The following is a 23,999-nucleotide window of genomic DNA, read 5'->3' as shown; positions in this document are numbered from 1 at the left end:
ATCAGGCGGCGTCGGCCGGGTTGGCGGCCGCCTTGGGACCGCCCTTCGCCACGCCGACCAGCGCCGGGCGCAGGACCCGGTCGCCGATCACGTAGCCCGACTGCACAACCTGCACCACGGTGCCGGCGGGCACCTCCGGATTCGGCACCTCAAACATGGCCTGGTGCCGGTTCGGATCGAACTTCTGACCCTGCGGCTCGACGATCTTGACGCCGTGGCGCTCCAGGGTCTTGGCGAGGTCACGCTCGGTGAGCTCGATCCCGTCGATCAGGCCCTTCAGCGACCCGTCGGCCGTGGCCTTCGCGTCGGCCGGGACGCTGTCGAGGGCGCGGCGGATGTTGTCGGCCACGTTGAGCACGTCGCGGGCGAAGTTCGTGACCGCGTAGGTGCGGGCGTCGGCGATCTCGCGCTCGGTGCGGCGGCGCAGGTTCTCCATCTCGGCGAGCGTGCGCAGCGTCCGGTCCTTCAACTCGTCGCGCTCGGCGGTGAGCAGGGCCAAGGTCTCCGCGATCGGATCGACGGATGCCTCGGCGCCGTGGCCCGCGGAGGCGGGATCCTGGGCCGCACCGGCACCGGCCTCGACCGTGGTCTGGCGCTGGTCATCCTGGGGCATGTCGTTGCTCGTCATCGTGTTTCAGTCGTCCGGGAGGTGAGTTCGGGCAGGCGGAGCCGGCGCTGATATCTGGCCCTGGGCCAGCGAAATCAACCCGTTGCTCACGCCTCGCGCGGCGGCGGCGCGGCCACCAGCGCCTCCAGGCCCTCGGCCTTGAGGGCGGCGACGTCGCCCGCGAACACGTCCATCACGGCGCCGCGGATCGCGGCCTGCCGGTCGGGCTGCGTCACCCGCGTGCCCGTGAGGTCGGTGACGTAGAAGACGTCCACCGCCCGCTCGCCGAAGGTCGCCACGTGCGCTGAGGTGATGTTGAGCGACAGCCGGCCGAACGCGGTGGTCAGCTCGTAGAGCAGGCCCGGCCGGTCGAGGCCGGTGACCTCCACGACGGTCTCCCGGCTCGACAGGGCGTTGTCGATGATCACGTCCGGCGGCACCGGGAAGGTCTTGGCGCGCGTGGTCGTGGGCGGATGCTTGTCGGCCACGAGGTCGGCGATGCGGATCTCGCCCTTCAGCGCCCGCTCGATCGACGCCGTGATGCGCTTCGTCCGGCGCAGCTCGTCCTCGTCCCGCTCGAAGGCGCGGGAGATCACGATCGTGTCGAGGGCGAACCCGTCCGTCGTGGTGAAGATCTGCGCATCGACGATGTTGCTGCCGGCCGCCGCGCAGGCGCCGGTGACGATGGCGAGCAGGCGCGGGTGGTCGGGCGAGTAGATCGTGATCTCGGTCACCCCCCGCACGGGGTCCAGGGCGAAGTCGGTGGCGCTGGTGCGGTGATCGCTCAGCGTCTCGCGCAGGAACAGCGCGTTCTTGAGATGGCGCGGACCGTCGACCTTGAGCCAGTAAGCCTGCCCGTGCCGGGCCGCGTAGGCGTCGAACTCCTCCGACGACCAGCCCGTCAGCCGCTCCCGCAGGCCCATCTGGACGAGGCGCACCCGGTCGGTCCGGGCGATCTCGGAATGGCCGCCCGACAGGTAGACCTCGGTCTCGTCATAGAGCGTCCGGATCAGGGTGCCCTTCCAGGCGGTCCAGACGCCGGGGCCCACGGCCGTGATGTCGGCGACCGTCAGGATGGTCAGCAGCTTCAGACGTTCCAGGCTCTGCACGTTCGCGGCGAAGCGCTCGATCGTCTTGGCGTCCGACAGGTCGCGGCTCTGGGCGGTCATCGACATCAGCAAGTGATGCTCCACGAGCCAGCAGACCGTCTCGGTCTCGGCCTGGGTGAGGCCGAAGCGGGGGCAGAGTTTCTCCGCGATGGCCGCGCCCGCGATCGAGTGGTCCTCCGGACGGCCCTTGGCGATGTCGTGCAGCAGGATCGCCACGTAGAGCGCAGTGCGGTTGTGGATCGTGTGCACGAGGCGCGAGACCAGCGGGTAGGTCTCCTGCGAGCGGCCCGATTCGATGTCGGCCAGCACGCCGACCGTGCGCAGCAGGTGCTCGTCCACCGTGAAGTGGTGGTACATGTTGAACTGCATCATCGCGACGATGCGGCCGAAATCCGGGATGAACCGGCCGAGCACCCCCGCCTCGTTCATCTCGCGCAGGGCCTCCTCCGGGGCGTTGCGCGAGGTGAGGAGATCGAGGAACAGGCGGTTGGCCTCCGGATCCCCGCGCAGCGATGGGTTGATCAGCCGCAGCGAGCGGCTGGCGAGCCGCTTGGCGTCCGGATGGATCGCGAGGTTGTGCCGGTCGGCGAGCCAGAACAGGCGGATCAGGTTCACGGGGTCGCGCTCGAAGGCGTCCTCCGCGCGCAGGTTGACCCGGCCGTGGTCGATCCAGAAATCCTCCGCCTCCATGGCGGTGGCGCGGAACCGGTCGCGGAACCGGCCGATCCAGCGGTCGAGCACCGGCGTGCGCTTGGCGTGGCGCGCCTCCAGTTCCGCGCACACGATGGCGGTGAGGTCGCCGACATCCTTGGCGAAGCGAAAGTACGCCTTCATGAACCGCTCGACGCCCGAGAGGCCGCCCCGGGCTTCATAGCCGAAGCGTTCGGCGATCCGCGGCTGCAGGCCAAACGACAGGCGCTCCTCCGCGCGCTTGGTCACGAAGTGCATGTGGCAGCGCACCCGCCACAGGAACTCCTCGCAGCGCTCGAACAGCGCGTATTCCTCCGGGGTGAACAGGCCCGCGCTGACGAGTTCGGCCTGATCGCGCACCCGGTAGGTGTACTTGGCGATCCAGAACAGGGTGTTGAGGTCGCGCAGGCCGCCCTTGCCGTCCTTGACGTTGGGCTCCACGAGGTAGCGCGACGAGCCGGCCTTCGAGACGCGCAGGTCGCGCTCGCGCAGCTTCGCCTCCACGAACTCGGCGGCCGAGCCGACCACCAGCTCGGCGTCGAAGCGCGTCACCAGCTCCTCGAACAGGATCCGCGAGCCGAACAGGAACCGCGCCTCCAGGAGCGCGGTGCGGATCGTCATGTCGGCCCGCGCCTCGCGCAGGCACTCCTCCACCGAGCGAGTCGCGTGGCCGACCTTCAGCTTCAGGTCCCACAGCACGTAGAGCATCGCCTCGACGACGCTCTCCGACCACGCGGTCTGCTTGTAGGGCAGCAGGAACAGCAGATCGATGTCCGAGCCGGGCGCCATCGTGCCCCGGCCGTAGCCGCCGGTCGCGACGACGGCGAGCTGCTCGCCGGTCGAGGGATTGTCGTTCGGGTAGAGCCGCCAGACCACGGCGTCGTGGATCGCCCGGACCACCGCGTCGGTGAGGTTCGAGAGCGTCTGGGCGCAGCGCAGCCCGTTGCGGTCCGCGAGGAGCTGCGCCTCAGCGGCGCGGTGGCCCTCCTCGATCACCCGGCGCAGGTGCGGGACCAGGGCAGCCCGGAGCTTGGTGGGCTCGCGGGCCTCGCGATCGAGGTTCTCGAGGACCGTGGCGAGGGCGGCGACGGGATCGAACATGGCTCCCGTTAGCACGATATCCCTACGCCGCCAGCCATGCGGCGCGGCCGCGCGATCGCGCGTGACACTACTCCGCCGCCGGCAGGTCGAGCGCCAGGAGCCGCGCCGTCCGGCTGCGGGTGGTCCTGCGCGACTCCGCGTGACCGGTCTGCCGCCGCGCGTCGGCGATGGCCGCGTGAACCCCGTCGACCGCCAGGATCAGGGCGCTGACCGTGCGGGCGTCGATGCTGCGTTCCCGCGCGTAGCAGACCACGTCGGCCACCAGCCCGTCGATCTCGACCGCGAGGGCGTCCAGCGCCTCGCTCTGCGTCGCGGCCCGCACCTCACCCATGATGGCGAGGAGGCGATCGAGCACGTAGTCGACCCGCTCCCGGCGCTTGCGGGCGAGCCGCTGGCCGAGCCACGCGAAGCCCGAGCCGATCGTGCCGCCGAAGAAGGCGAACAGGTAGATGTAGTCCTCGTAGCGGTCGAGGAAGGTCTGCTGCTCACGCTCGAAATAGTCGACCGCGCCGGGGTGGTTCGGCAGGCGGGCCGAGGTCGCCGCCACCGTCGTGTCGAAGTCGGGCGCCTTCATCAGCTTGGCGACGGGCGCCGCCGCGGCGAGGCGCGAGCGCCACTCGAACAGGTGCTGGGTCGCCGAGGCGACCGCGACCCGGCTCACCGTGCCGCGGGCCATCAGGCGGTAGGAGGCGCCGACGGTCTTGATCTCCTCGTCGGGACGCTTCGGCCGTCCGCCGAAGGTCCCGGCCGGAATCGTCACCGCCTGCAGCTCGGGAAAGCGCTGCAGGATCGCGTCGCCGTCGGGAATCGAGACGAAGCCGATCTTGTGCTCCGGCGAGCCGAGCTCGACCGCGTGCACCATTGCGGCGGCCGTCTTCGAGGCCGGGCTCGCGATGACAGCGACCGCGTCGACGCGCTTGTCGTTGAGCGCGGCCGTCACCTCGCCGACCTTCAGCGGCACCACCACCACGTGGCCGGCCTCCGCTTCCTCGGCGGCGGCGTTGTCCTCGGGGGCCGCCTCGCCCCGGTTGTCGGGCACGAGGTCGTAGAAGGAGAGCAGGTTCGTCAGGAAGGGCAGGTCGGCACTGTGCCGCACGACGATGCCGAGGCGCTTGCGCGCCAGGGCCGGGATGTCGTCGATATCGGCCGCGTCGGGCGCCGCGATGACGAGGGCCTCATCGTGCAGGATCGCCAGCGTCAGGCCGTTCTCTGGCAGGAACACGTCCGGCCGGACCACCGCGAGATCGGCCTTGTTCCGCTGGAGCGCGAGCGCGCTGTCGCGGACGTCGCCGTAGCGCACGACCTTGAGACGCACATCCTCGCGCGCCCGGTCGAGGGCGCTGGCGTAGGCTTCGATCAAGGCTGCCTCCGGCCCGTCCTGGGGGCCGACCGCCACCGTGAGGGTGTTCGGGCGCGACAGATAGACGATCGCGGCCGCAGCCGCGGCCAGGCCCACGGCCACCAGGACCAGGAGCCACTCGCGGCGCATCAGTGTCGCCGCCGCGGCATGGAGCCGTGTCCGCCACCAGGGTCCCGGGCGGTCGGGCGAAGGACGGTGGTTCCGGCCATGGCCGAGCCTGTCGCGTTGCGCGCGTTCCATACCCGAGTCATGAAACGCAAACCTGTCGAGATCGTGAAGAACCAGTGAAACGAACAATCGTTGCAGGATCCGGGCCGGAGGGCCGGGACGCCGCAGCCCCGCCCCCGAAGCCGATCAGCCCGGCCTGGCTCGAACGCGCGGCGCTGCACTACCTCGAACGCTACAGCGCCTCCACCGAGATGCTGCGCCGGACCCTGGCGCGGCGGGTGGAGAAGCGGGCGCGGCTGCGCGGCGAGGATCCGGCGCCCTTCGCCGAGTTGATCGCCGCCACGGTGGCGCGGGCGGTCTCGGCCGGCCTCGTGGATGATGCCCGCTTCACCGATACCCGCCTCGCCACGCTGCGCCGCCGCGGGACGTCGAGTCGGGGCGCCTCCGCCAAGCTCGCCGCCAAGGGCATCCCCCGCAACGTGGTCGAGGCCGCCCTGCAGGCCGAGCGCGAGGCGTTGCCCGACGGAGAAGCGATCGACGATCAGGCCGCCCGGGCCTACGCCAAGCGGCGGCGCCTCGGGCCGTATCGCCGGCCGGACCTGCGGGCGACCTACCGCGACCGGGACCTCGCCGCCCTGGCGCGCGCCGGCTTTTCCTATGATCTTGCCCGCCGGGTGGTCGATGGGGACATTAAGGATCCGATGGATCCGCGCTGATGGGTGCGGCATCGCGGACAGGGGCAGCGCACCGGTCCGCCTTGCACCTTTAGGGCGCTCGTTCATTGTCTGTTCGATGGACGAGACCCTCGCCAAGAAGCTGCGCATCCTGGCCGATGCCGCGAAGTACGACGCCTCCTGCGCCTCCTCGGCCGCGCCGAAGCGGGCCGCCGGCAAGGACGGGCTCGGCTCGACCACCGGTGCCGGGATCTGCCACGCCTACACGCCGGACGGCCGCTGCGTTTCGCTGCTCAAGATCCTGCTGACCAACTGGTGCCTGTTCGACTGCGCCTACTGCATCAACCGGCGCTCCTCGAACGTGCCGCGGGCGAAGTTCTCGGTCGAGGAGGTCGTCAACCTCACGCTCAATTTCTACAAGCGTAACTATATCGAGGGCCTGTTCCTGTCTTCGGGCATCATCAAGTCGCCCGACCACACGATGGAGTTGCTGACCCGAGTGGCGAAGTCGCTCCGGCGCGACCACGGCTTTGCGGGCTATATACACCTCAAGTCGATTCCCGAGGCGAGCCCCTGGCTGATCGAGGAGGCCGGCCTCTATGCCGACCGCCTCTCGATCAACGTGGAACTGCCCACTGAGGCGAGCCTGGAGCGTCTGGCCCCCGAGAAGGATGGCGCTGCGATCCAGGGCGCGATGGCGCAGATCGGCGAGCGCATCGTTCAGGCCAAGGCCGAGAAGCGGCGCTTCTCGCCGGCCGGGCATTCGACGCAGGTGATCGTCGGTGCGGACGCCACCACCGACGAGGCGCTGATCCGCAAGAGCGCGCTGCTCTACGGCAGCGTCGGCCTGAAGCGGGTCTATTACTCAGCCTTCAGCCCGATCCCGGACGGGTCCGCGATCCTGCCGCCGAAGCCGCCGCCGCTCCAGCGCGAGCACCGGCTGTACCAAGCCGACTGGCTGCTGCGGTACTACGAATTCACCCCCGATGAGGTCGCCGATGCCTCGGAGGGCGGCATGCTCGCCCTCGACATCGATCCGAAGCTCGCCTGGGCGCTGAAGCACCGCGAGAAATTCCCGGTTGACGTGAACAAGGCCGACCGGGAATGGCTGCTGCGTGTGCCGGGCCTCGGCGCGCGGGCGGTCGACAAGATCATCACCGCCCGCCGCCACGCGACCCTGCGCCTCGACGACGTGGCGCGGCTGACCTCGGGACTGAAGCGGGCGCGGCCGTTTCTCGTCGCCGCCGATCATCGGCCGGTGGGGCTGACCGACCGGCTCGACCTGCGCACGCGGCTGGTCGAGCCGGCGGCGCAGCTGAGTTTATTCTGATGAAGCTCGGAACCACACCCCTCCCTCCCCCGCAGAGGAGGGAGGGGAGGCGCACGCGCCGCGCGCGATCAGCTTACGCCCCGGCGCCGATCTCGACGGCTTCCGCCGCGCGGTCCGAAGCCTCGTCGCGCAGGGCGTCCCACCGGAGGCCGTAACGTGGTCGGTGACGGACGCGCCCGGCCTGTTCGGCACCGACGCGGACGCCGCTCCCGCCGCGCCACTCGTCCTGCCCAAGCAAGTCGCCGCCCTGATCCCGCAGGTGATTCCCCATCGGGATCCGGAGCGCTACGGCCTGCTCTACGCCCTGATCTGGCGCGTCTGCCACGGCGAGCGGCACCTGATGGAGGTCGGCAGCGATCCGCTGATCCACCGCCTGCACCGGATGGCGAAGGCGATCGGGCGCGACCTTCACAAGATGCACGCCTTCCTGCGCTTCCGCCGGGCCGTGGACAGCGGCGGCGAGCACTACGTGGCGTGGTTCGAACCCGACCATCACATCCTGGAGGCGGCCGCGCCCTTCTTCGTCGCGCGCTTCCGCGGCATGCGCTGGTCGATCTTGACGCCGGAGGGCTCGGCGCACTGGGACACCGAGCTTCTCACCTTCGGGCCTCCGGGCGACCGCGGAAAACTCCCCGAGGGCGACGGGTTCGAGGCCGGCTGGCAGACCTATTACGAGAGCACGTTCAACCCGGCCCGCACCAACCTGAAGGCCATGCGGGCCGAGATGCCGAAGAAGTACTGGCACAACATGCCGGAGACCGCCGCGATCCCGGCCCTGGTCCGGGCGGCGGCCGGGCGCACCGACGCGATGATCGAGAGGGAGCCGACCTTGCCCACACGCCGCGAACCCACCCGCGCCGTCGCCGCGATGGCCGACCAGGATCCCAAGACCCTCGACGCGCTGAATGCCATCATCCGCCGCACCGAGCCGCTGGTGCCGGGCGCCACGCAGGCGGTGCTCGGCGAGGGGCCGGTCGGTGCAACGGTCGCCTTCGTGGGCGAGCAGCCGGGCGACCAAGAGGACCGGCAGGGCCGGCCCTTCGTCGGGCCCGCCGGCCAGCTCCTCTCCCGCGCCATGGCGGAGGCCGGGATCGACCGGGGGGCGAGCTACCTCACGAATGCGGTCAAGCACTTCAAGTTCGAGGAGCGCGGCAAGCGGCGCATCCACCAGAAACCGACGGCCGGCGAGGTCAGCCACTATCGCTGGTGGCTCGATCGGGAACTCGAATTCGTCGCCCCGAAGCTCGTGGTGGCGCTCGGCGCGACCGCGGTGCTGGCGCTGACCGGCAAGGCGGTGCCGATCACCCGGGCGCGCGGCCCGTTCCGGTTCGAGCGCCACGACAACCGTTTCCAGGGGTTCATCACCGTCCACCCCTCCTACCTGCTGCGCCTGCCCGATGAGGCGAAGGCGGAGGCTTACGCCGCCTTCGTGGACGACCTGCGCCGGGTGGAGGCGCTGGGGCAGGAATTGGCGGCGTGATCCTTTACGGCGCTCGGTTCTGCTATGCTGATCGGAGCCGATTCTCTGTGGTCCCACCACAATGGACAAGCTCGCTGCCCTCGACATCCTGCGCGCCAACGAGGCGGAGCTGCGCCGCCGCGGGGTGCTGCACGCGGCATTGTTCGGCTCCGTCGCCCGTGGCGAGGCACAGGCGGATAGCGATCTCGACGTGATGATCGAGATCGACCCGGAGCGCGTCCGCGACCTCTTCGCGTATGCGGGCCTGTGCCGCTTCATCGACGATCTGTTCCCGGTTCCGGTCGACGTGGCCGATCGGGAAAGCCTGAAGCCGCGCGTGCGTCAGAAGGCCGAGGTCGATGCCGTTTCCGCCTTCTGAACGGGCGCTGGCCGCCTGCGAGGACATCATCGACAACGCCGATGCCGCCCAGCGCTTTATCGCCGGCATGACGTTCGAGGCCTTCGTGGCGGACCTGCGGACCAATTACGCCGTGGTGCGCTGCCTGGAGATCGTCTCGGAGGCGAGCCGGCGCCTCACCGACGCGATGCGCGAGCGCCATCCGGATGTGCCCTGGCGCGACATCGCCACCATCGGGAATGTCTTTCGTCACGGCTATCATGGGGTCAAGCTGGACATCGTCTGGCGGACCGTCCACGAGCGCTTGCCCGTTCTCGTCGCGGCCTGCCGCGTTGAGCTGGACCGCGCGCCCGACCCCTGATCGCCCCGAGCCGCCTGAGCCCATGACCGACGCGAAGCCCGACGCGAGCCCCGAGACCAAACCGGTCGGCCCCGGCGATCAGGTGATCCTGGTCGACGGCTCGTCGTTCATCTTCCGGGCCTATTTCCAGTCGATCAACCAGGATCAGAAGTACAATTCGCGCCCCTCCGACGGGCTGCCCACCGGCGCCGTGCGGCTGTTCTGCACCAAGATCGCGCAGTTCCTGCAGGACGGCGCCGCCGGCACGATGCCGACCCATCTCGGCATCGTCTTCGACAAGTCCGAGGGCTCGTTCCGCAAGGAGATGTTCCCGGACTACAAGGGCCACCGCCCGGACGCGCCGGACGACCTCAAGCGCCAGATGCCGCTGATGCGCGACGCGGTGCGGGCCTTCGGCCTCCACGCGGTCGAACTGGAGCGCTACGAGGCCGACGACCTGATCGCCACCTACACCCGCCAGGCCGAGGCACGGGGGGCGGGCGTGATCATCGTCTCCTCCGACAAGGACCTGATGCAGCTCGTCGGGCCGCAGGTGCGGTTCTACGATTTCGAATCGGGCGCCAAGGGCAAGCCCGGCTACCGGCCCGAGCGCAACCTCGATGTCGAGGCGATCATCGCCAAGTGGGAGGGCCTGCAGCCGAACCAGATCGGCGACGCGCTGGCGCTGATCGGCGATACCTCCGACAACGTGCCGGGCGTGCCCGGCATCGGCCTGAAGACCGCCGCGGCGCTGATCAAGGAGTACGGCAGCCTGGAGTCCCTGCTGGAGCGGGCGGGCGAGATCAAGCAGCCCAAGCGCCGGGAGATGCTGCTCGCCAATGTCGAGCAAGCCAAGCTCTCGCGAAAACTCGTGGCGCTGATCGAGGACGTGCCGGTTCCAGTGGCGCTCGACGATCTCGGCGTGCCCGCGCCCGATCCGGAAAAGCTCGTCGGCTTCCTGAAGGCGATGGAGTTCAATACGCTGACGCGGCGCATCGCCCAGATGCTGCACGTCGATCCCGAAGCGGTGAAGCCCGATCCGCGCCTCCTGCCCGGCGCGCGATCCTCCGGCAATGGCGATCCGGTGCCGTTCTTCGGCGATTCCGTGCCGCCGGACCCCGAGACCGCGGCGGCCGGTTCGGAGCGCCCGCCGGGCGCGGCTCCCCCCGAGGGCGGCGAGGTCGACCCCTTCGCCGATCTCGACCTGCCGGACGCCCCCGCCAAGCCCCGGGCCCCCGTGGAGGCGACACCCGGCAACGTGGTGGCGGCCCGCGCCGCGGAAGCCGTGGCGCCGTTCGACACCGCCGCCTACGAGACGGTCGCCAGCCTGGAGCAGCTCGACGCCTGGATTGCCGAGGCGGGAGAAGCCGGGGTGATCGCGGTCGACACCGAGACCGACGCCCTCGATGCCCACAAGGCCGGCCTCGTCGGCGTCTCGCTGGCCACCGCCACCGGCCGCGCCTGCTACATCCCGCTGGCCCACATCCAGGCCGCGAAGGTCCAGGCCGACGCCACCGACCTGTTCGGCGAGGGCGCGACCTCCTCCGACGTGGCCGAGCCGGTGCCGGGCCAGATCCCGCTGAAGGCGGCGCTCAGTCGGCTGAAGCCGCTCCTGGAGAATCCGGGCGTCCTGAAGGTCGGCCAGAACCTGAAATACGATTGGGTCGTGCTGGCCCGCTACGGCATCGAGATCGCGCCGTTCGACGACACGATGCTGATCTCCTACGTGCTCGACGCCGGCAAGGGCGGCCACGGCATGGACGAGCTCGCCCGCCGCCATCTCGGCCATCAGCCGATCACCTTCTCGGACGTGGCCGGCACCGGCCGCAACAAGGTGACGTTCGACCGGGTCGCCATCGACAAGGCCACCGCCTACGCGGCCGAGGACGCGGACGTGACGCTGCGCCTGTGGCGGATGATGAAGCCGCGCCTCGTCGCCGAGCGCCGGGTCGCCGTCTACGAGACCCTGGAACGGCCGCTGCTGCCGGTGATCGCCCGGATGGAGCAGCGCGGCATCCGGGTCGACCGGGAGATGCTGAGCCGCCTCTCGGGCGACTTCTCGCAGATCCTCGTGCGCCTGGAGGAGGAGATCCAGGACGATGCCGGCGAGAAGTTTTCCGTCGGCTCGCCGAAGCAGATCGGCGACATCCTGTTCGGCAAGATGGGCCTGCCGGGCGCCAAGAAGACGCCTTCGGGCCAGTGGGCCACGCCCGCGACCCTGCTGGAGGAACTGGCCCAGGCCGGCCACGAGCTGCCCAAGAAGATCCTGGAGTGGCGGCAGCTCTCGAAGCTGAAATCCACCTACACTGACTCGCTCCAGACCCACGCCGACCGCGAGACCGCCCGGGTCCACACCTCGTTCTCGCTGGCGGCGACCACGACGGGGCGGCTGTCCTCCTCCGAGCCGAACCTCCAGAACATCCCGATCCGCACCGAGGAGGGCCGGCGCATCCGCCGCGCCTTCGTGGCCGCGCCCGGCAACCGGTTGATCTCGGCCGACTACTCGCAGATCGAGCTGCGGCTGCTCGCCCACATGGCCGACATCCCGGAGCTGCGGAAGGCGTTCGCGGACGGGATCGACATCCACGCGGCGACGGCCAGCGCGATGTTCGGCGTGCCGCTCAAGGAGATGACCCCCGACCTGCGGCGCCGGGCCAAGACGATCAATTTCGGCATCATCTACGGCATCTCGGCCTTCGGCCTCGCCGACCGGCTCGGCATCGGCCGCGAGGAGGCCTCGGCGTTCATCAAGCAGTATTTCGAGCAGTTCCCGGGGATCCGCGACTACATCGATACGACCAAGCGGAGCTGCCGCGACAAGGGCTACGTCACGACCCTGTTCGGCCGGGTGTGCCACTATCCGCAGATCCGCTCCAACAACCCGTCCGAGCGCGCCAGCGTCGAGCGGCAGGCGATCAACGCGCCGATCCAGGGCTCGGCCGCCGACATCATCCGCCGGGCCATGACGCGGATGGAGGCGGCGCTGGCAGCCAAGAAGCTCCGGGCGCAGATGCTGCTGCAGGTGCACGACGAGCTGGTGTTCGAGGTCTCCGAGGACGAAGTGGACGCGGCGATCCCGGTGATCGCCGGTGTGATGGAGCAGGCGCCGGCGCCGGCGCTGACTTTACGGGTGCCGCTGGTGGTGGAGGCCAAGGCGGCGGGGAACTGGCAGGAGGCGCATTAGGGTTGGAATTTAATCTGCTTGGGCAATGCGATGTCCGAGATGGGTGGTTTTCCGCCGGTCTCCTTCCGGGCAGTAATCGACGGAAGTGGATATCGCCCCAGTGCACGCTTACGACCCAACCCGGCCGGGCAGACCGTGTTCGGCGCTTCCCGAAAGCGGCCATTCGTTCAGATGCTTTTCGCAGCCGAGCGGCTGCTGGGGTGGAACCCGACCTAGCCAACACTCTTGGAGTCTCGACAGCGCAACTGGCTCTGGGGCCTAATTGGCGGGAAGGAAGTGAGACCGCCTTGGAAGTCATCCACGACGACCCGCCGATGTCGCAGGAGATCGCGAATGGGTTCTACCCGGCCTTCGAGGAGCGGTGGCGGAAGGCCGAGTTGGCAGGGCGTTTCGCCATGCTCGGCTTCGTGCTGGTCTGCGCCGCCGGCCTGCTAGGGCACGGACCGTTCAGCGAGCGGAGCCTCACCAATGCCGATGGGTCTATCAGCATCCGCTATGAGCCAGTGGTACGTTTCGGGGCGCCGACGATCATCCGCTTCGATACCCGGGTTCCGCCGGGCGGCGACAAGGTCGCGGTCACCATTGCCAAGGATCTTGTCGACCAGTTCGGCCTAGAGAGCATCACGCCCCGGCCGGCGACCTGGGAGGTCGCTGGCGGTGGCATTCGCCTGGTGTTCCCGGTGCAGGCCGGCCAGAGCCACGCGCTCATTCGGTTCACCGGTTCGCCGGCCTTTCGCGGCGGGGTGAACCTCACCGCCCGCCTCGATGCCGGCGAGATGCTGTCTTGGTCTCAGTACGCGGTGCCGTAGCCATGAACACCGTCCTGAAGGCTGCGATCGCCTACCTTATCGTCCTGTTCGTCATCCGGCTGATTGGGCGGCGCACTGCCAGCCAGCAGGCACCCATCGACATGGTTGTGCTATTCTTGTTCGGCGGCCTGAGCGTCAGCGCCATCCTGGGTGATGACCACTCGTTCACTGGGGCAATGAGTGCACTGTTCGCCGTGGGGCTAATGCACGTCTCGGTGTCGTGGCTGAAGCTGCGCTTCGTCTGGTTCGAACGAATCGTCGACGGCACCCCTATCGTGGTCTACCGCGACGGCGATTGGGACGAGACCAACATGCGACGCTTGCGGATGCAGCAGGCTGACGTTCGCACTGCGGCGCGCCAGCAGGGACTGGACGACCTGGAGAAGGTCGCCGTCGCCATCGTGGAGCGGGACGGCAAGGTGTCCGTCATCGAGAAGGACTGACTACCTCGAAGCTGCCCCGCCGGCGGAGCGGACGGCCTGCTACCGACCCTTGTCGGCCGCGCGGAGCGCAACTGGCGCATCCCGAAAGCCGCCCTTAATCAACTGTCCGGCAAAGTTGGCTCGGGGCGGGAGGCGAAGGCCACACGCTAGGGATTTGCGGGTGCTGAAAGCGGCTATCAGGACCCTGGCGCTCGCAACACTCGCAGGAGCGCTATTCTTCGCCGCATTTCTCTACGTCATAGTGCGCGGTACCTGCTCATTGATTGTCTGTGATGATAAGTGGTGCGAACCAGGAGCCATCGCTTCGGATATAGCGTCACCGGACAAGCGGCACTTGGCGCGCATCTATCATTCTTTCTGTGGACCTCCAGGTGGAGCATCGAACAGCTATCGTGTAGCCCTACGCGGGAATGACCGACATACAAATGATGAAGTCATTATATTCAGACAAGAGGACGATGAGCCTCTTGTGCGATGGATTGGGACTGATCGACTGTCCATCAGCCCAGGTGGCTGGAATGGCCTCATCTCGCGCAGCGAACACGAGGCAGACGGGGTGAACATCCAATACACGGTTGATCTAAAGGCTATGTTTGATGCCTCCGTGAACGAGCAGAAGCGGATCACGGATCAGTTCAGTTCAGATCAAGCCGAGGGCATCAATTCCATTTCGACGCGGGGGTTCGGCCGGTTTCGGTCATGGGCCGAGCGCAATGCCAGCGTGTCAGCGGATCGCTGATAAGGTTCACTCCAATAAGCTTTAGCGCCGAATGGCCGCCATGGCTTGTGAGTGGTCCCCGCAGCTAGGTCTGCTTCAATGCATCTGCCCGCGAAAGCGGACTGGCAGAAATCCACCCCGAGCCGAAGTTGCCGTAGGTCCGACGAACGACCGCTTTGGAGAAACGCAAACGGCGCTCCCCGCGACTGGGTCGGGTCGCGAGCAGTGATCGCACGCTTCAGCTGATTGGATTCAGGCTCTGGGAAGCGGCTTGGATCGAAGCTGCGCCCGACCGACTTTGCGAGCGGAGCGAAGCCATCCAGTCGGCGCCACACTCACGAATGTCCCGCTGCCCCGGGTTGCTTCGCTCGGCTCGCAAAGATGGCGCCCGGCAACGACATCCTTGAACCGCGAGCAGCATCTTGGAGATGCCGCCAAAGGCAGTCATACGCCATACGCCCATGACGTGTACCGCTCATCACTTGTGACCGACCCCCTCGCCTTCCTCGCCGGCGGCGGCGAAGCCGCGCGCATGATCCGCGCGCGCGACTGGACCGGCCATCCCCTCGGCCCCCCGGAGACCTGGCCGGCGGAGTTCCGCTCCGCCCTGTCGCTCGTGCTCAACTCGCCGGAATCGATGATCCTGGCCTGGGGGCCCGATCTCCACTTCTTCTTCAACGACACCTACTTTCCGCTGCTGGGGCCGCGGCTCCCCTGGGCCATGGGGGCGCGGTTCGACGCGGTCTGGGCCGATGCCTGGGATCAGGCCAAGCCCATCATCGACGCCGCCCTGGCGGGACAGCCGGAGCGCTTCGTCGACCTGCCGTGGCGGCTCGACACCGACCGGGGCGCCCAGGAAACGTGGTGGACCTTCTCGTACTCCCGGGTGCTGGATGCCGCGGGCGGGGTCGCCGGGCTGTTCATCCTCACCAACGAGACCACCGGACGGGTGCTGGCCGACGCCGCGCTCACCGAGAGCCGGGCCCAGCTCGAGACCGCGCTCACGGAACTCGGCAGCCTCAACGCCACCCTGGCGCAGCAGGTCGCGGAGCGCACCGCCGACCGCAACGCCCTGTGGACCCTCTCCTCCGACATGATGCTGCGCTGCCTGTTCGACGGGACCATCACCGCGGTGAACCCGGCCTGGACCGAGGTGCTGGGCTGGCAGGCGGACGAGCTGATCGGCACCAACCTGATGGATTTCGTCCATCCGGACGATCTGGCGCGCACCGCCGCGGGGGCCGGGCAGCTCGCCGCGGGCGAGCGCCTCGCGCGGTTCGACAACCGCTATCGCCACCGGGACGGCAGCTACCGCTGGATCAGCTGGGCGGCCCGCCCGGGGGAGGGGATCGTCAACGCGGTCGGGCGCGATTTCACCGCCGAACGCGAGCGCGCCGACGCCCTGGCGGCCGCCGAGGAGGCCCTGCGCCAGTCGCAGAAGATGGAGGCGGTGGGCCAGCTCACCGGCGGCCTCGCCCACGACTTCAACAACCTGCTCGCCGGCATCTCCGGCTCGCTGGAGCTGATCCAGACCCGGCTGAGCCAGAACCGGATGATGGATGTCGACCGCTACATCAACGCCGCCCAGGGCGCGACCCGGCGCGCCGCCGCCCTCACGCACCGCCTGCTCGCCTTCTCGCGCCGCCAGACCCTGGATCCGAAGCCCACCGACGTGAACCGGCTGGTCGCCGGCCTGGAGGAGCTGATCCGCCGCACCGTGGGGCCGGCCATCGCGGTCGAGGTCACGGGCGAGCCCGGCCTCTGGCCGGCCCTGGTCGACCCGCCGCAGCTTGAGAACGCGCTGCTCAACCTGTGCATCAACGCCCGGGACGCGATGCCGGAGGGCGGGCGGATCGCCATCGCGACCGCCAACGCGTCGCTCGATTCGGACGCCGCCCGGCGCCGCGACCTGCCGCCGGGGCAGTATCTCGCCCTCTGCGTCTCCGACACCGGCACCGGCATGCCGCCGGAGATCGTCGCGCGGGTGTTCGAGCCGTTCTTCACCACCAAGCCGCTGGGTCAGGGCACCGGCCTCGGCCTGTCGATGATCTACGGCTTCGCCCAGCAATCGGGCGGGCAGGTCCGGATCCACTCGGAGGTCGGCCGGGGCACCGATGTCTGCCTCTACCTGCCCCGGCACGGCGGCGCGGCGCCGGAGGAGGATCCGCAGGCCGCGCTCGGCGCGCCGCCCCGGGCCGCCCCGGGGGAGACCGTGCTGGTGGTCGATGACGAGCCGACCGTGCGGATGCTGGTGAGCGAGGTACTGGAGGATCTCGGCTACACGGCGATCGAGGCGTCGGACGGCGTCGCCGGGCTCAAGGTGCTGCAATCCGACGTGCGCATCGACCTGCTGGTGACCGATGTCGGGCTGCCGGGCGGCCTGAACGGGCGCCAGATGGCCGAGGCGGGCAGCGAGACGCGGCCGGGGCTCAAGGTGCTGTTCATCACCGGCTACGCGGAGGCGACGGTGCTGGGCCACGGCCAGCTCGCCCCCGGCATGCAGGTGATGACCAAGCCGTTCGTGGTCGAGGTGCTGGGCGCCCGCATCCGGGAAATGATCGGGACGGCTTGACCGCGGCGCCGGTTCGGGCCTCATCGGCGCACTACGCGAGGGAGGACGAGACGCCATGAAGGCGCTGCTGTGCACGCGGCTCGACGGGCCGGACCATCTGGAGATCGCCGAGCGGCCCGATCCGGTCCCGGGGCCGGGCCAGGCCCTTGTGCGGATGCGGCTGGCGGCGCTCAACTTCTTCGACACGCTGATCGTGGCCGGCCGCTATCAGGTGAAGCCGCCCCTGCCGTTCTCACCGGGGGGCGAGGGCGTCGGCGTGGTCGAGGCGCTGGGCGAAGGGGCGGGGGAGGGGGCTTCGGGTGTCGCGGTCGGCGACCGGGTCATCGTCCATGCCGGGCACGGCTGCTGCGCCGAGCGGATCGCCATCGACGCCCGCCGGCTCACGCCCGTGCCGGACGCGGTGCCGGACGAGCAGGCGGCCGGGCTCACCATCACGTACGGCACCTCGCTCCACGCGCTCGCCAACCGGGCACGCCTCCAGCCGGGCGAGTGGCTTGCGGTGCTGGGCGCCTCCGGGGGCGTGGGCCTCGCCGCCGTGGAACTCGGCCGGCTGATGGGCGCCCGGGTGATCGCCTGCGCGTCGTCCGAGGAGAAGCTCGCGGTCGCCCGTGAACACGGGGCCGAGGCGGGCCTGGTCTACGATCCGGCGACCCTCAAGGACGAGCTGCGCCGGATCTCCGGCGGCGGGGTCGACGTGGTCTACGACGCGGTCGGCGATGCCTTCGCGGAGCCGGCCCTGCGGGCGCTCGGCTGGCGCGGGCGCTACCTCGTGGTCGGCTTCGCCGCCGGCGCCATCCCGCGGCTGCCGCTGAACCTGATCCTCCTGAAGGAACTCGACGTGCAGGGCGTCCACTGGGGCGCCTTCCTGGAGCGCGAGCCGGAGGCGCACCGGGCCGACAAGCGTCGGCTGCTCGACTGGGTCGCCGCGGGCAAGCTCACCGCACAGGTGCACGGCACCTTTCCCCTGGCGGAGTTTCCGGAGGCGTTCGGACTGCTGACCCGCCGGGCGGCGATGGGGAAAGTGCTGCTGCGGCCCTGATCGGCCGGGCGCGGACGGCCGGCGAAATCGAGGGGCAGCCCTGCATCGACCGCCGCGCAGCAAACGTACAGTTTACGGCTCGCTGTCATCGTCTTATGCCGAGGCTTCGGCGCGGATGCGTTGGAGAAAGAGCGATGACTTGGCTTCGGGGCGTAACTTTCAAATTGGCGTTGCCATCTTTAATCGGTTTTCTGTTGCTGATCGCGACGGCCTGCGAGAATTTATCACAGATCGCATCCGTCGAATCGTCCGCCGCGGAGATCCGTCAGACGTGGATGCGGAAAGATACCGAACTGAACGCGCTTCAATTCCTGGTCCTTCGCTATCACACGACGACCATACGTAAGGTCGTGGCCGTCGAGGCGGGCGAAAACAAGGATCTCGATCAGGAACTCGTCGAGATAGACGCGACGATCCCCGAGGCGTTCCGGCGGTATCGCACCCTGATCGGCTCCCCCCGCGAGGCGGCACTCTGGGACGTGTTCGAGAAGCGCTGGCAAGGCTATCTCGCGGCCCGCGCCCCGATCGTCGCCGCCCTCCAGCATGGGGACCGCGATGCGGCCCGCGCCGCCATCGCCCCGGCGCGCCAACCGCTGGTCGATACGTTCAAGGCGCTCGCGGAGCTTGCGCGGGTCAACGCCGAGGGCACGAGGCTGTCCGCGGAACGGGCCGACGCGGCCTATCGGACCGCCTGGACCGCGTCGATCGGTCTGCTGCTGGCCGGCCTGCTGGTCACCGGCGCGGGGCTCTGGGCGGTCTGGTACCTGGTCGCGCGGCCGATTCGATCCCTGTCGGACATCATGGGTCGCCTCGCGGCGGACGATCTCGCCGTGGCGGTCACCGGCACCGGGCGACGCGACGAGATCGGCGTCATGGCGGCCTCCGTCCAGGTGTTCAAGGATGGGCTGATCCGGGCCCGCGCCCTGGAGGCGGAAGCCGCGCAGGCCCGCGCCGGTGCCGATGCGCAGCGCCGGGCGGGCATGCACCAGATGGCGGACGCGTTCCAGAATGCGGTCGGCGGCATCATCGGCACGGTTTCGGCGGCGGCCTCGGCACTCCAGCGCACCGCCGCGGCCATGACCACCACGGCGTCCGGGACGGCCGACCGGTCCAAGCGGGTCGCCAGCGCGGCCGAGACCGCCGCCGGCAACGTCAACACCGCGGCCTCCGCGGCCGAGGAACTGGGCTCGTCGGTCCACGAGATCGGCCGGCAGGTGTCGAACTCCACCGCGCTGACCCAGGCGGCCGTCGCGGAGGCCGACGCCACCGGCCATCTGGTGCAGGATCTGAGCGGGGCTGCGGCGCGGATCGGCGACGTGGTGACGATGATCACCACCATCGCCGCGCAGACGAACCTTCTCGCGCTCAACGCGACGATCGAGGCCGCCCGGGCCGGGGAGGCGGGCCGCGGTTTCGCGGTGGTGGCCGCGGAGGTGAAGGAGCTGGCCGGGCAGACCGCCAAGGCGACCGACGAGATCAGCGAACACATCGCCCGGATCCAGGGATCGACCGGCGAGGCCGTGTCGGCGATCGGCCGGATCGGCGGACGGATCCAGGAGATCCGCGCGGTCACGACCCAGATCGCCGCCGCGGTGGAGCAGCAGGGTGTGGCCACGCAGGAGATCGTCCGCAACGTCGCGCAGGCGGCGCAGGGGGCGGGCGAGGTGACCGGCACCATTACGGGCGTCGCCGAGGCCGCGCGGGAGACCGGGACGGCGGCCGATCAGGTCCTCGCTGCGGCGTCCGAACTTACGCAGCATTCCGAGCATCTCGGCCGCGAGGTCACGCACTTCCTCGCGACCGTGCGGGCGGCCTGAGCGGGCTCAGAGCAGCCTGCGCGCCCTGGCGAGGCCGACCAGATCCGTCTGCGGGCGGGCGCCGATGTGCTGGATCACCTCGGCGGCCGCCAGCGTGCCGAGCCGGGCGCTGGTGACGTTGTCGAGGCCCTTTGCGTGGCCGGCCAGGAACCCGGCCGCGAACAGGTCACCCGCCCCGGTCGTGTCGACCACCGCGCCCACCGGGCTCGCCGCGACGGCGCGGACCTCGCCGCCCTGCACCACCAGGGCGCCGTCGGCCGAGCGGGTGACGAGGCCGAGCAGATGCCGGCCTCGGGCGTTGCGCTCGTCGCGGAGCGCCGCGACGGCGGCCTCGGGATCGTCGGTCTGGTAGAGGCTCTGAAGCTCACCCATGTTGGCGAACAGGATGTCGATGCTGCCATCGCGGATCAGGCCCAGGAACTCGTCGCGGTATCGCCCGACGCAGAAGGCGTCCGACAGGGTCAGCGCCACGGCGTTGCCGGCTTGGTGGGCGATCTCGGCGGCCTTGCGGAACGCGTCCTTGGCGGCCGGCGGATCCCACAGGTAGCCTTCGAGGTAGACGACCCTGGCGGCGCTCACGAGGGCCTTGTCGACGTCGTCGGGCGAGAGGCCCTGGCAGGCGCCGAGATAGGTGCTCATGGTGCGCTCGCCGTCCGGCGTCACCAGGATCAGGCAGCGGGCCGTGGCCGGCCCCGCGGTCGCGGCCGGAACCGTGAAGCCGACGCCGGTGGCCTTCAGGTCGTGGCCGAACAGGCCGCCGAGTTCGTCGTCCCGCACCTTGCCGACGAAGCCGGTCTTCGCGCCGAGGAGCGCCGCGCCCACGGCTGTGTTCGCCCCCGAGCCGCCCGACACGATCGTCGTCTGCCCCATGGCCTGGAACAGCGACTCCGCCCGGGGCTCGTCGATGAGCTGCATGGCGCCCTTGGTGACGTCCTGCGCGGCCAGGAAAGCGTCGTCCGCGCGGGCGATCACGTCGACGATCGCGTTGCCGAGTACGAGGAGATCGAGGGAATCTGTCATCCGGGCGTCCTGATTCGGGTTCGCGCCGCTGTGGCATCCGCCTCGGATCGGATCAAGCCGCGGGATCGGCGGGGGGCGGCAGATCGGCGAACAGGTCGGCGACGGGCAGGGTGAGGCCGGGCGGGGCCAGGTCGAGGGTGCCCTCGGTGGCGATGCGGGTCATGATCTGGCCTTCGGTGCCGCGCCTATGATGGATGACCACGCGCTTGACCGGATCGATCATCAGGTAGTGCGCCACGCTCGCGAGACTGAAATAGCCCGCGAGCTTGCGGCCTGAATCAACGGAGGCCGTGCTGGGCGAGACCACTTCGACCACGATGACGGCATTGGTGATCTCGATCGCGTCCGGGTCGGCGCGCGCGCCGCAATAGACCAGGGCGTCCGGCTCGAAGATGGTCGTGCGATCGATGCGCAGGCTCATGCCGTCAGGCAGCGCGCGGCACGGGAGGTTTGTGAGGGTCAGGGCGGACCGAAGCGCCAGATAGGCGGACGCCTTGACTTCGGCATGCCGGACGCGCTCGGGCGACATCGCGAAGACCTCGCCATCGACGAGTTCATAACGCCCCGGTCGGCCTTCGGCCCAGACCAGGAACTCATCGACCGTCATCCGAGGCTTCGGCTGTGCGATCATGATGGCCCATCAGCCCAATTCGATTGTGTCGGCCGGCCGAGCGTCGGCATCAGACCTCGATAAACAGCTCGGCCACGGCGATCTGCAGACCCGGTGGAGAGAGATGGAGGATGCCTTCCGAGACGATGTCGGTCTCGACGCCTTTCACCGCTCCACGACGATGATGAATGACGATGTGGTCAACGGGATCGAGGATTAGATAGTGGCATAAGCTCGCGACTTTGAAATAGCCGATCAGCTTGGTCCCGGTATCAACGGACTTGGTCCCGGGCGAGAGCACCTCCACCACGATCACCGGGTTCGGCACCTCCACGGCGTCGAGGTCGATCAACGGCCCGCAATAGACCAGCGCGTCCGGCTCGAATGTCGTCGTCGCATCGATGCGGACCGTCATCCCGTCCGGCAGCATGTGACAAGCGAGCCCGGCCTGCCCAATCGCCCGGTGCAGGGCAGTCTGAGCCGCATACTTCACGAGGCCGTGCCGCGCCCGCTCGGGTGACATTGCGAAGATCTCGCCATCGACGAGCTCGTAGCGCCCCGGTCGGCCTTCGGCCCACACGAGGAACTCATCGACCGTCATCCGAGGCTTCGGCTGTGCGACCATGGCGTCAGGCTAGCACGATTCGGCTTTGGGCCAAGTCGAGTTGGTCGGAGAGCCTATGTATCGGCCCAGAACCCCCGGTGCGAAGCGCGACCTGCTCAAGCGCTGGAACCTGCCCGACCGCGTCTTCTTCGCCTGCGGCGCCTGTTACATCCTGGCCCACGCCTTCCTCGAACGCTACGGCAGGCCGGATATGACCGTCCTCTGGTTCAAGCCGGCGCCCGGTTTCACGGGCAACCACATCGTGGTGGCGACCGAGGCCTGGGTGTTCGACTATCACGGCTATAGCGCCCGGGAGCGCTACATCGCCCACAGCTTCGCCCGCGCACGGCACTGGTGGCCCGGCTGGGAGGCCGAGCTGATCGCGCTGCCGCCGGATGTCCTGGTCTCGGAGGAACGCTCCCGGTGTCACGCGGGCCTGTGGCTGCGCGAGCCGGGCCAGTTCCTCCACGATGCCCTGCCGCGGGCGCGCCGCTACCGCGACCGCTTCGGCCCGCCGCCCGAGTGAGCCATCCTCAACCCGCGATCTTCTCCAGCGCCACGTCCCGCGTCCTTGGGCCGAGGAGCCCGACGAGCAGCCCCGCCGCCAGCATCGCCGCGGAGATGAACAGGAACACCCCCGGGGTGCCCGCCTCGCGCAGCACGAAGGCGATCACGAAGCCGGTGAAGATCGCCGAGAACCGGCTCCACGCATACACGAAGCCCACCGCCCGGGCTCGGATGCCGGTGGGGAACAGCTCGGCCTGATAGGCGTGGAAGCTGTACGACATGACGTTGGAGGCGAGCGTCAGCCCGATCCCCAGCGCCACGATGGCCTCGACCCCGGTGGTGCGCGCGAAGGCGAGCCCGCAGGCGATGTACACGAGGGCGGCGGCCACGATGACGTGCTTGCGCTCGAACCGGTCGGCGATGAGGAGCCCGATCAGCGGCCCGACCGGGGCGGCGAGCGCGATCAGCGCCGTGTAGGCGAGGCTCGACGTCACCGTGATGCCCTGTGCCACCAGCAGGGTCGGCACCCAGTTGGCGAAGCCGTAGAAGCCCACGGTCTGGAACACGTTGAAGCCGGCCATCATCAGCGCCCGGCGCCGATAGGGCGGGACCCAGAGATCGCGGAACGCGCCGCGCGGCGCCACCGGATCCGGCGCGGCGGGCGAGGGCAGTGGGTGCCCGGATTCCGCGGCGACCTGCGCTTCGAGCCGCCGCAGCACGGCGTCCGCCTCCGCGAGCCGTCCGCGCGCCACGAGCCAGCGCGGGCTCTCGGGCAGGCCCGCGCGCAGCCACCAGACCACGAGGGCCGCCGAGGCTCCGATCAGCACGATCCACCGCCAGCCGTCGATCCCGAGCGGGGCGGTCGGGATCAGCAGGTAGGACAGGAATGCCACCACGGGCACCGCGGTGAAGCCGATGCCCTGACACAGGGCGAAGGCGCGGCCGCGCACCGCCTTCGGCACAAGCTCCGAGAGGTAGCTGCCGATCGTCACCATCTCCAGCCCGAGGCCGATCCCGGCGACGAGCCGCCAGAGGTTGAGGCCGAAGGCCTCGTGCTGGCAGGCCATCACGAGGTTGGCCGCCGTGTAGGCCAGCAGCGACCCCGTGAAGATCGCCCGGCGCCCGAACCGGTCCGCGAGCCAGCCGCACAGCAGGGTGCCGATGAACAGCCCGGTGAACAGGGCGGCCACGAAGCTCGCGACGCCGCTCGCCCCGAACAGGCCTGGTGTCGTCGGCGTTAGGATGCCCGCCTTGACGAGGCCCGGGGCGACATAGCCGGTGAACAGCAGGTCGTAGAGTTCGAAGAAGAAGCCGAGGCCGAGGAGGGCCACGAGCCGCCAGATCGTGCGCGTGGCGGGCAACCGGTCGAGGCGGGCGAGGAGGCTGCCGGGATCGAGGGCGTCGGCCGGGACCCGTGCCGCCGTGAGCGTCGCCATGCTGCCGCGTTTCCCCTCAGGCGCCGGATCGGCGCCCCGGCGCA

At 69.5% G+C, this 23,999-nt stretch carries 20 protein-coding genes; 13 read left to right on the top strand and 7 right to left on the bottom strand.

The window, feature by feature from the left end:
- Position 1: 1 nt before the first annotated feature.
- From grpE to MKK75_RS20465, 3 genes are all read right to left on the bottom strand, one after another.
- Positions 2-613 (bottom strand): nucleotide exchange factor GrpE, encoded by a 612-nt coding sequence (gene grpE / locus MKK75_RS20475; RefSeq protein ID WP_244044353.1) that lies wholly within the window; start codon positions 611-613, stop codon positions 2-4.
- 101 nt (positions 614-714) lie between these two features.
- A complete protein-coding gene (locus MKK75_RS20470) occupies positions 715-3,507 on the bottom strand; it encodes a [protein-PII] uridylyltransferase (protein ID WP_244044352.1) in 2,793 nt (930 codons plus the stop codon).
- 67 nt (positions 3,508-3,574) lie between these two features.
- A complete protein-coding gene (locus tag MKK75_RS20465) occupies positions 3,575-4,996 on the bottom strand; it encodes a TAXI family TRAP transporter solute-binding subunit (protein WP_244044351.1) in 1,422 nt (473 codons plus the stop codon).
- A 224-nt stretch (positions 4,997-5,220) separates the two neighbouring features.
- Here MKK75_RS20465 and MKK75_RS20460 point away from each other — a divergent pair, with 224 nt between their 5' ends.
- The 12 genes from MKK75_RS20460 (at position 5,221) to MKK75_RS20405 (ending at position 19,778) form a co-directional block, all read left to right on the top strand.
- Positions 5,221-5,751 (top strand): regulatory protein RecX, encoded by a 531-nt coding sequence (locus MKK75_RS20460; RefSeq protein WP_244044430.1) that lies wholly within the window; start codon positions 5,221-5,223, stop codon positions 5,749-5,751.
- A 76-nt stretch (positions 5,752-5,827) separates the two neighbouring features.
- The gene (locus MKK75_RS20455) at positions 5,828-7,039 is read left to right on the top strand and encodes a putative DNA modification/repair radical SAM protein (RefSeq protein WP_244044350.1); all 1,212 of its coding nucleotides are present in this window, start codon (positions 5,828-5,830) and stop codon (positions 7,037-7,039) included.
- 67 nt (positions 7,040-7,106) lie between these two features.
- Positions 7,107-8,519, top strand: coding sequence for a UdgX family uracil-DNA binding protein (locus MKK75_RS20450; RefSeq protein WP_244044429.1), 1,413 nt, complete (start codon positions 7,107-7,109; stop codon positions 8,517-8,519).
- A 61-nt stretch (positions 8,520-8,580) separates the two neighbouring features.
- Positions 8,581-8,877, top strand: a complete 297-nt coding sequence (locus MKK75_RS20445) for a nucleotidyltransferase family protein (protein WP_244044349.1) — start codon at positions 8,581-8,583, stop codon at positions 8,875-8,877.
- Entirely contained in the window at positions 8,858-9,217 is a 360-nt protein-coding gene (locus MKK75_RS20440; RefSeq protein WP_244044348.1) for a DUF86 domain-containing protein, read from the top strand. Before MKK75_RS20445 ends, MKK75_RS20440 begins: the two co-directional genes overlap by 20 nt.
- Before the next feature lie 22 nt (positions 9,218-9,239).
- Complete coding sequence (gene polA, locus MKK75_RS20435; RefSeq protein ID WP_244044347.1) at positions 9,240-12,380, top strand: DNA polymerase I; 3,141 nt, start codon at positions 9,240-9,242, stop codon at positions 12,378-12,380.
- Between the two features lie 287 nt (positions 12,381-12,667).
- The gene (locus MKK75_RS20430; RefSeq protein WP_244044346.1) at positions 12,668-13,189 is read left to right on the top strand and encodes a hypothetical protein; all 522 of its coding nucleotides are present in this window, start codon (positions 12,668-12,670) and stop codon (positions 13,187-13,189) included.
- 2 nt (positions 13,190-13,191) lie between these two features.
- Complete coding sequence (locus MKK75_RS20425; protein WP_244044345.1) at positions 13,192-13,632, top strand: DUF421 domain-containing protein; 441 nt, start codon at positions 13,192-13,194, stop codon at positions 13,630-13,632.
- A gap of 160 nt (positions 13,633-13,792) precedes the next feature.
- Complete coding sequence (locus MKK75_RS20420) at positions 13,793-14,371, top strand: hypothetical protein (protein ID WP_244044344.1); 579 nt, start codon at positions 13,793-13,795, stop codon at positions 14,369-14,371.
- A 463-nt stretch (positions 14,372-14,834) separates the two neighbouring features.
- Positions 14,835-16,922, top strand: coding sequence for a PAS domain-containing sensor histidine kinase (locus tag MKK75_RS20415; protein WP_244044343.1), 2,088 nt, complete (start codon positions 14,835-14,837; stop codon positions 16,920-16,922).
- Positions 16,923-16,977: 55 nt separating this feature from the next.
- Positions 16,978-17,961 (top strand): NADPH:quinone oxidoreductase family protein, encoded by a 984-nt coding sequence (locus MKK75_RS20410; protein WP_244044342.1) that lies wholly within the window; start codon positions 16,978-16,980, stop codon positions 17,959-17,961.
- 134 nt (positions 17,962-18,095) lie between these two features.
- Positions 18,096-19,778 carry a methyl-accepting chemotaxis protein gene (locus MKK75_RS20405; RefSeq protein WP_244044341.1) on the top strand — a complete coding sequence of 561 codons (1,683 nt, stop codon included), beginning with the start codon at positions 18,096-18,098 and terminating at the stop codon, positions 19,776-19,778.
- 6 nt (positions 19,779-19,784) lie between these two features.
- Here MKK75_RS20405 and MKK75_RS20400 read toward each other — a convergent pair whose 3' ends face one another.
- From MKK75_RS20400 to MKK75_RS20390, 3 genes are all read right to left on the bottom strand, one after another.
- Positions 19,785-20,798 carry an adenosine kinase gene (locus MKK75_RS20400; protein WP_244044340.1) on the bottom strand — a complete coding sequence of 338 codons (1,014 nt, stop codon included), beginning with the start codon at positions 20,796-20,798 and terminating at the stop codon, positions 19,785-19,787.
- 52 nt (positions 20,799-20,850) lie between these two features.
- The gene (locus tag MKK75_RS20395) at positions 20,851-21,405 is read right to left on the bottom strand and encodes a Uma2 family endonuclease (RefSeq protein WP_244044339.1); all 555 of its coding nucleotides are present in this window, start codon (positions 21,403-21,405) and stop codon (positions 20,851-20,853) included.
- A 73-nt stretch (positions 21,406-21,478) separates the two neighbouring features.
- The gene (locus tag MKK75_RS20390) at positions 21,479-22,009 is read right to left on the bottom strand and encodes a Uma2 family endonuclease (protein ID WP_244044338.1); all 531 of its coding nucleotides are present in this window, start codon (positions 22,007-22,009) and stop codon (positions 21,479-21,481) included.
- Between the two features lie 79 nt (positions 22,010-22,088).
- Here MKK75_RS20390 and MKK75_RS20385 point away from each other — a divergent pair, with 79 nt between their 5' ends.
- The gene (locus MKK75_RS20385) at positions 22,089-22,538 is read left to right on the top strand and encodes a hypothetical protein (RefSeq protein WP_244044337.1); all 450 of its coding nucleotides are present in this window, start codon (positions 22,089-22,091) and stop codon (positions 22,536-22,538) included.
- Between the two features lie 7 nt (positions 22,539-22,545).
- On the opposite strand, the gene MKK75_RS20380 is transcribed toward MKK75_RS20385, so the two are convergent.
- The gene (locus MKK75_RS20380) at positions 22,546-23,955 is read right to left on the bottom strand and encodes an MFS transporter (protein ID WP_244044336.1); all 1,410 of its coding nucleotides are present in this window, start codon (positions 23,953-23,955) and stop codon (positions 22,546-22,548) included.
- Positions 23,956-23,999 lie beyond the last annotated feature (44 nt).

It is taken from the genome of Methylobacterium sp. J-030, from assembly GCF_022829545.1.
Classification (GTDB): domain Bacteria; phylum Pseudomonadota; class Alphaproteobacteria; order Rhizobiales; family Beijerinckiaceae; genus Methylobacterium.
Note: the sequence above shows the minus strand (reverse complement) of the source record. Positions and strands in the feature narration are given on the sequence as shown.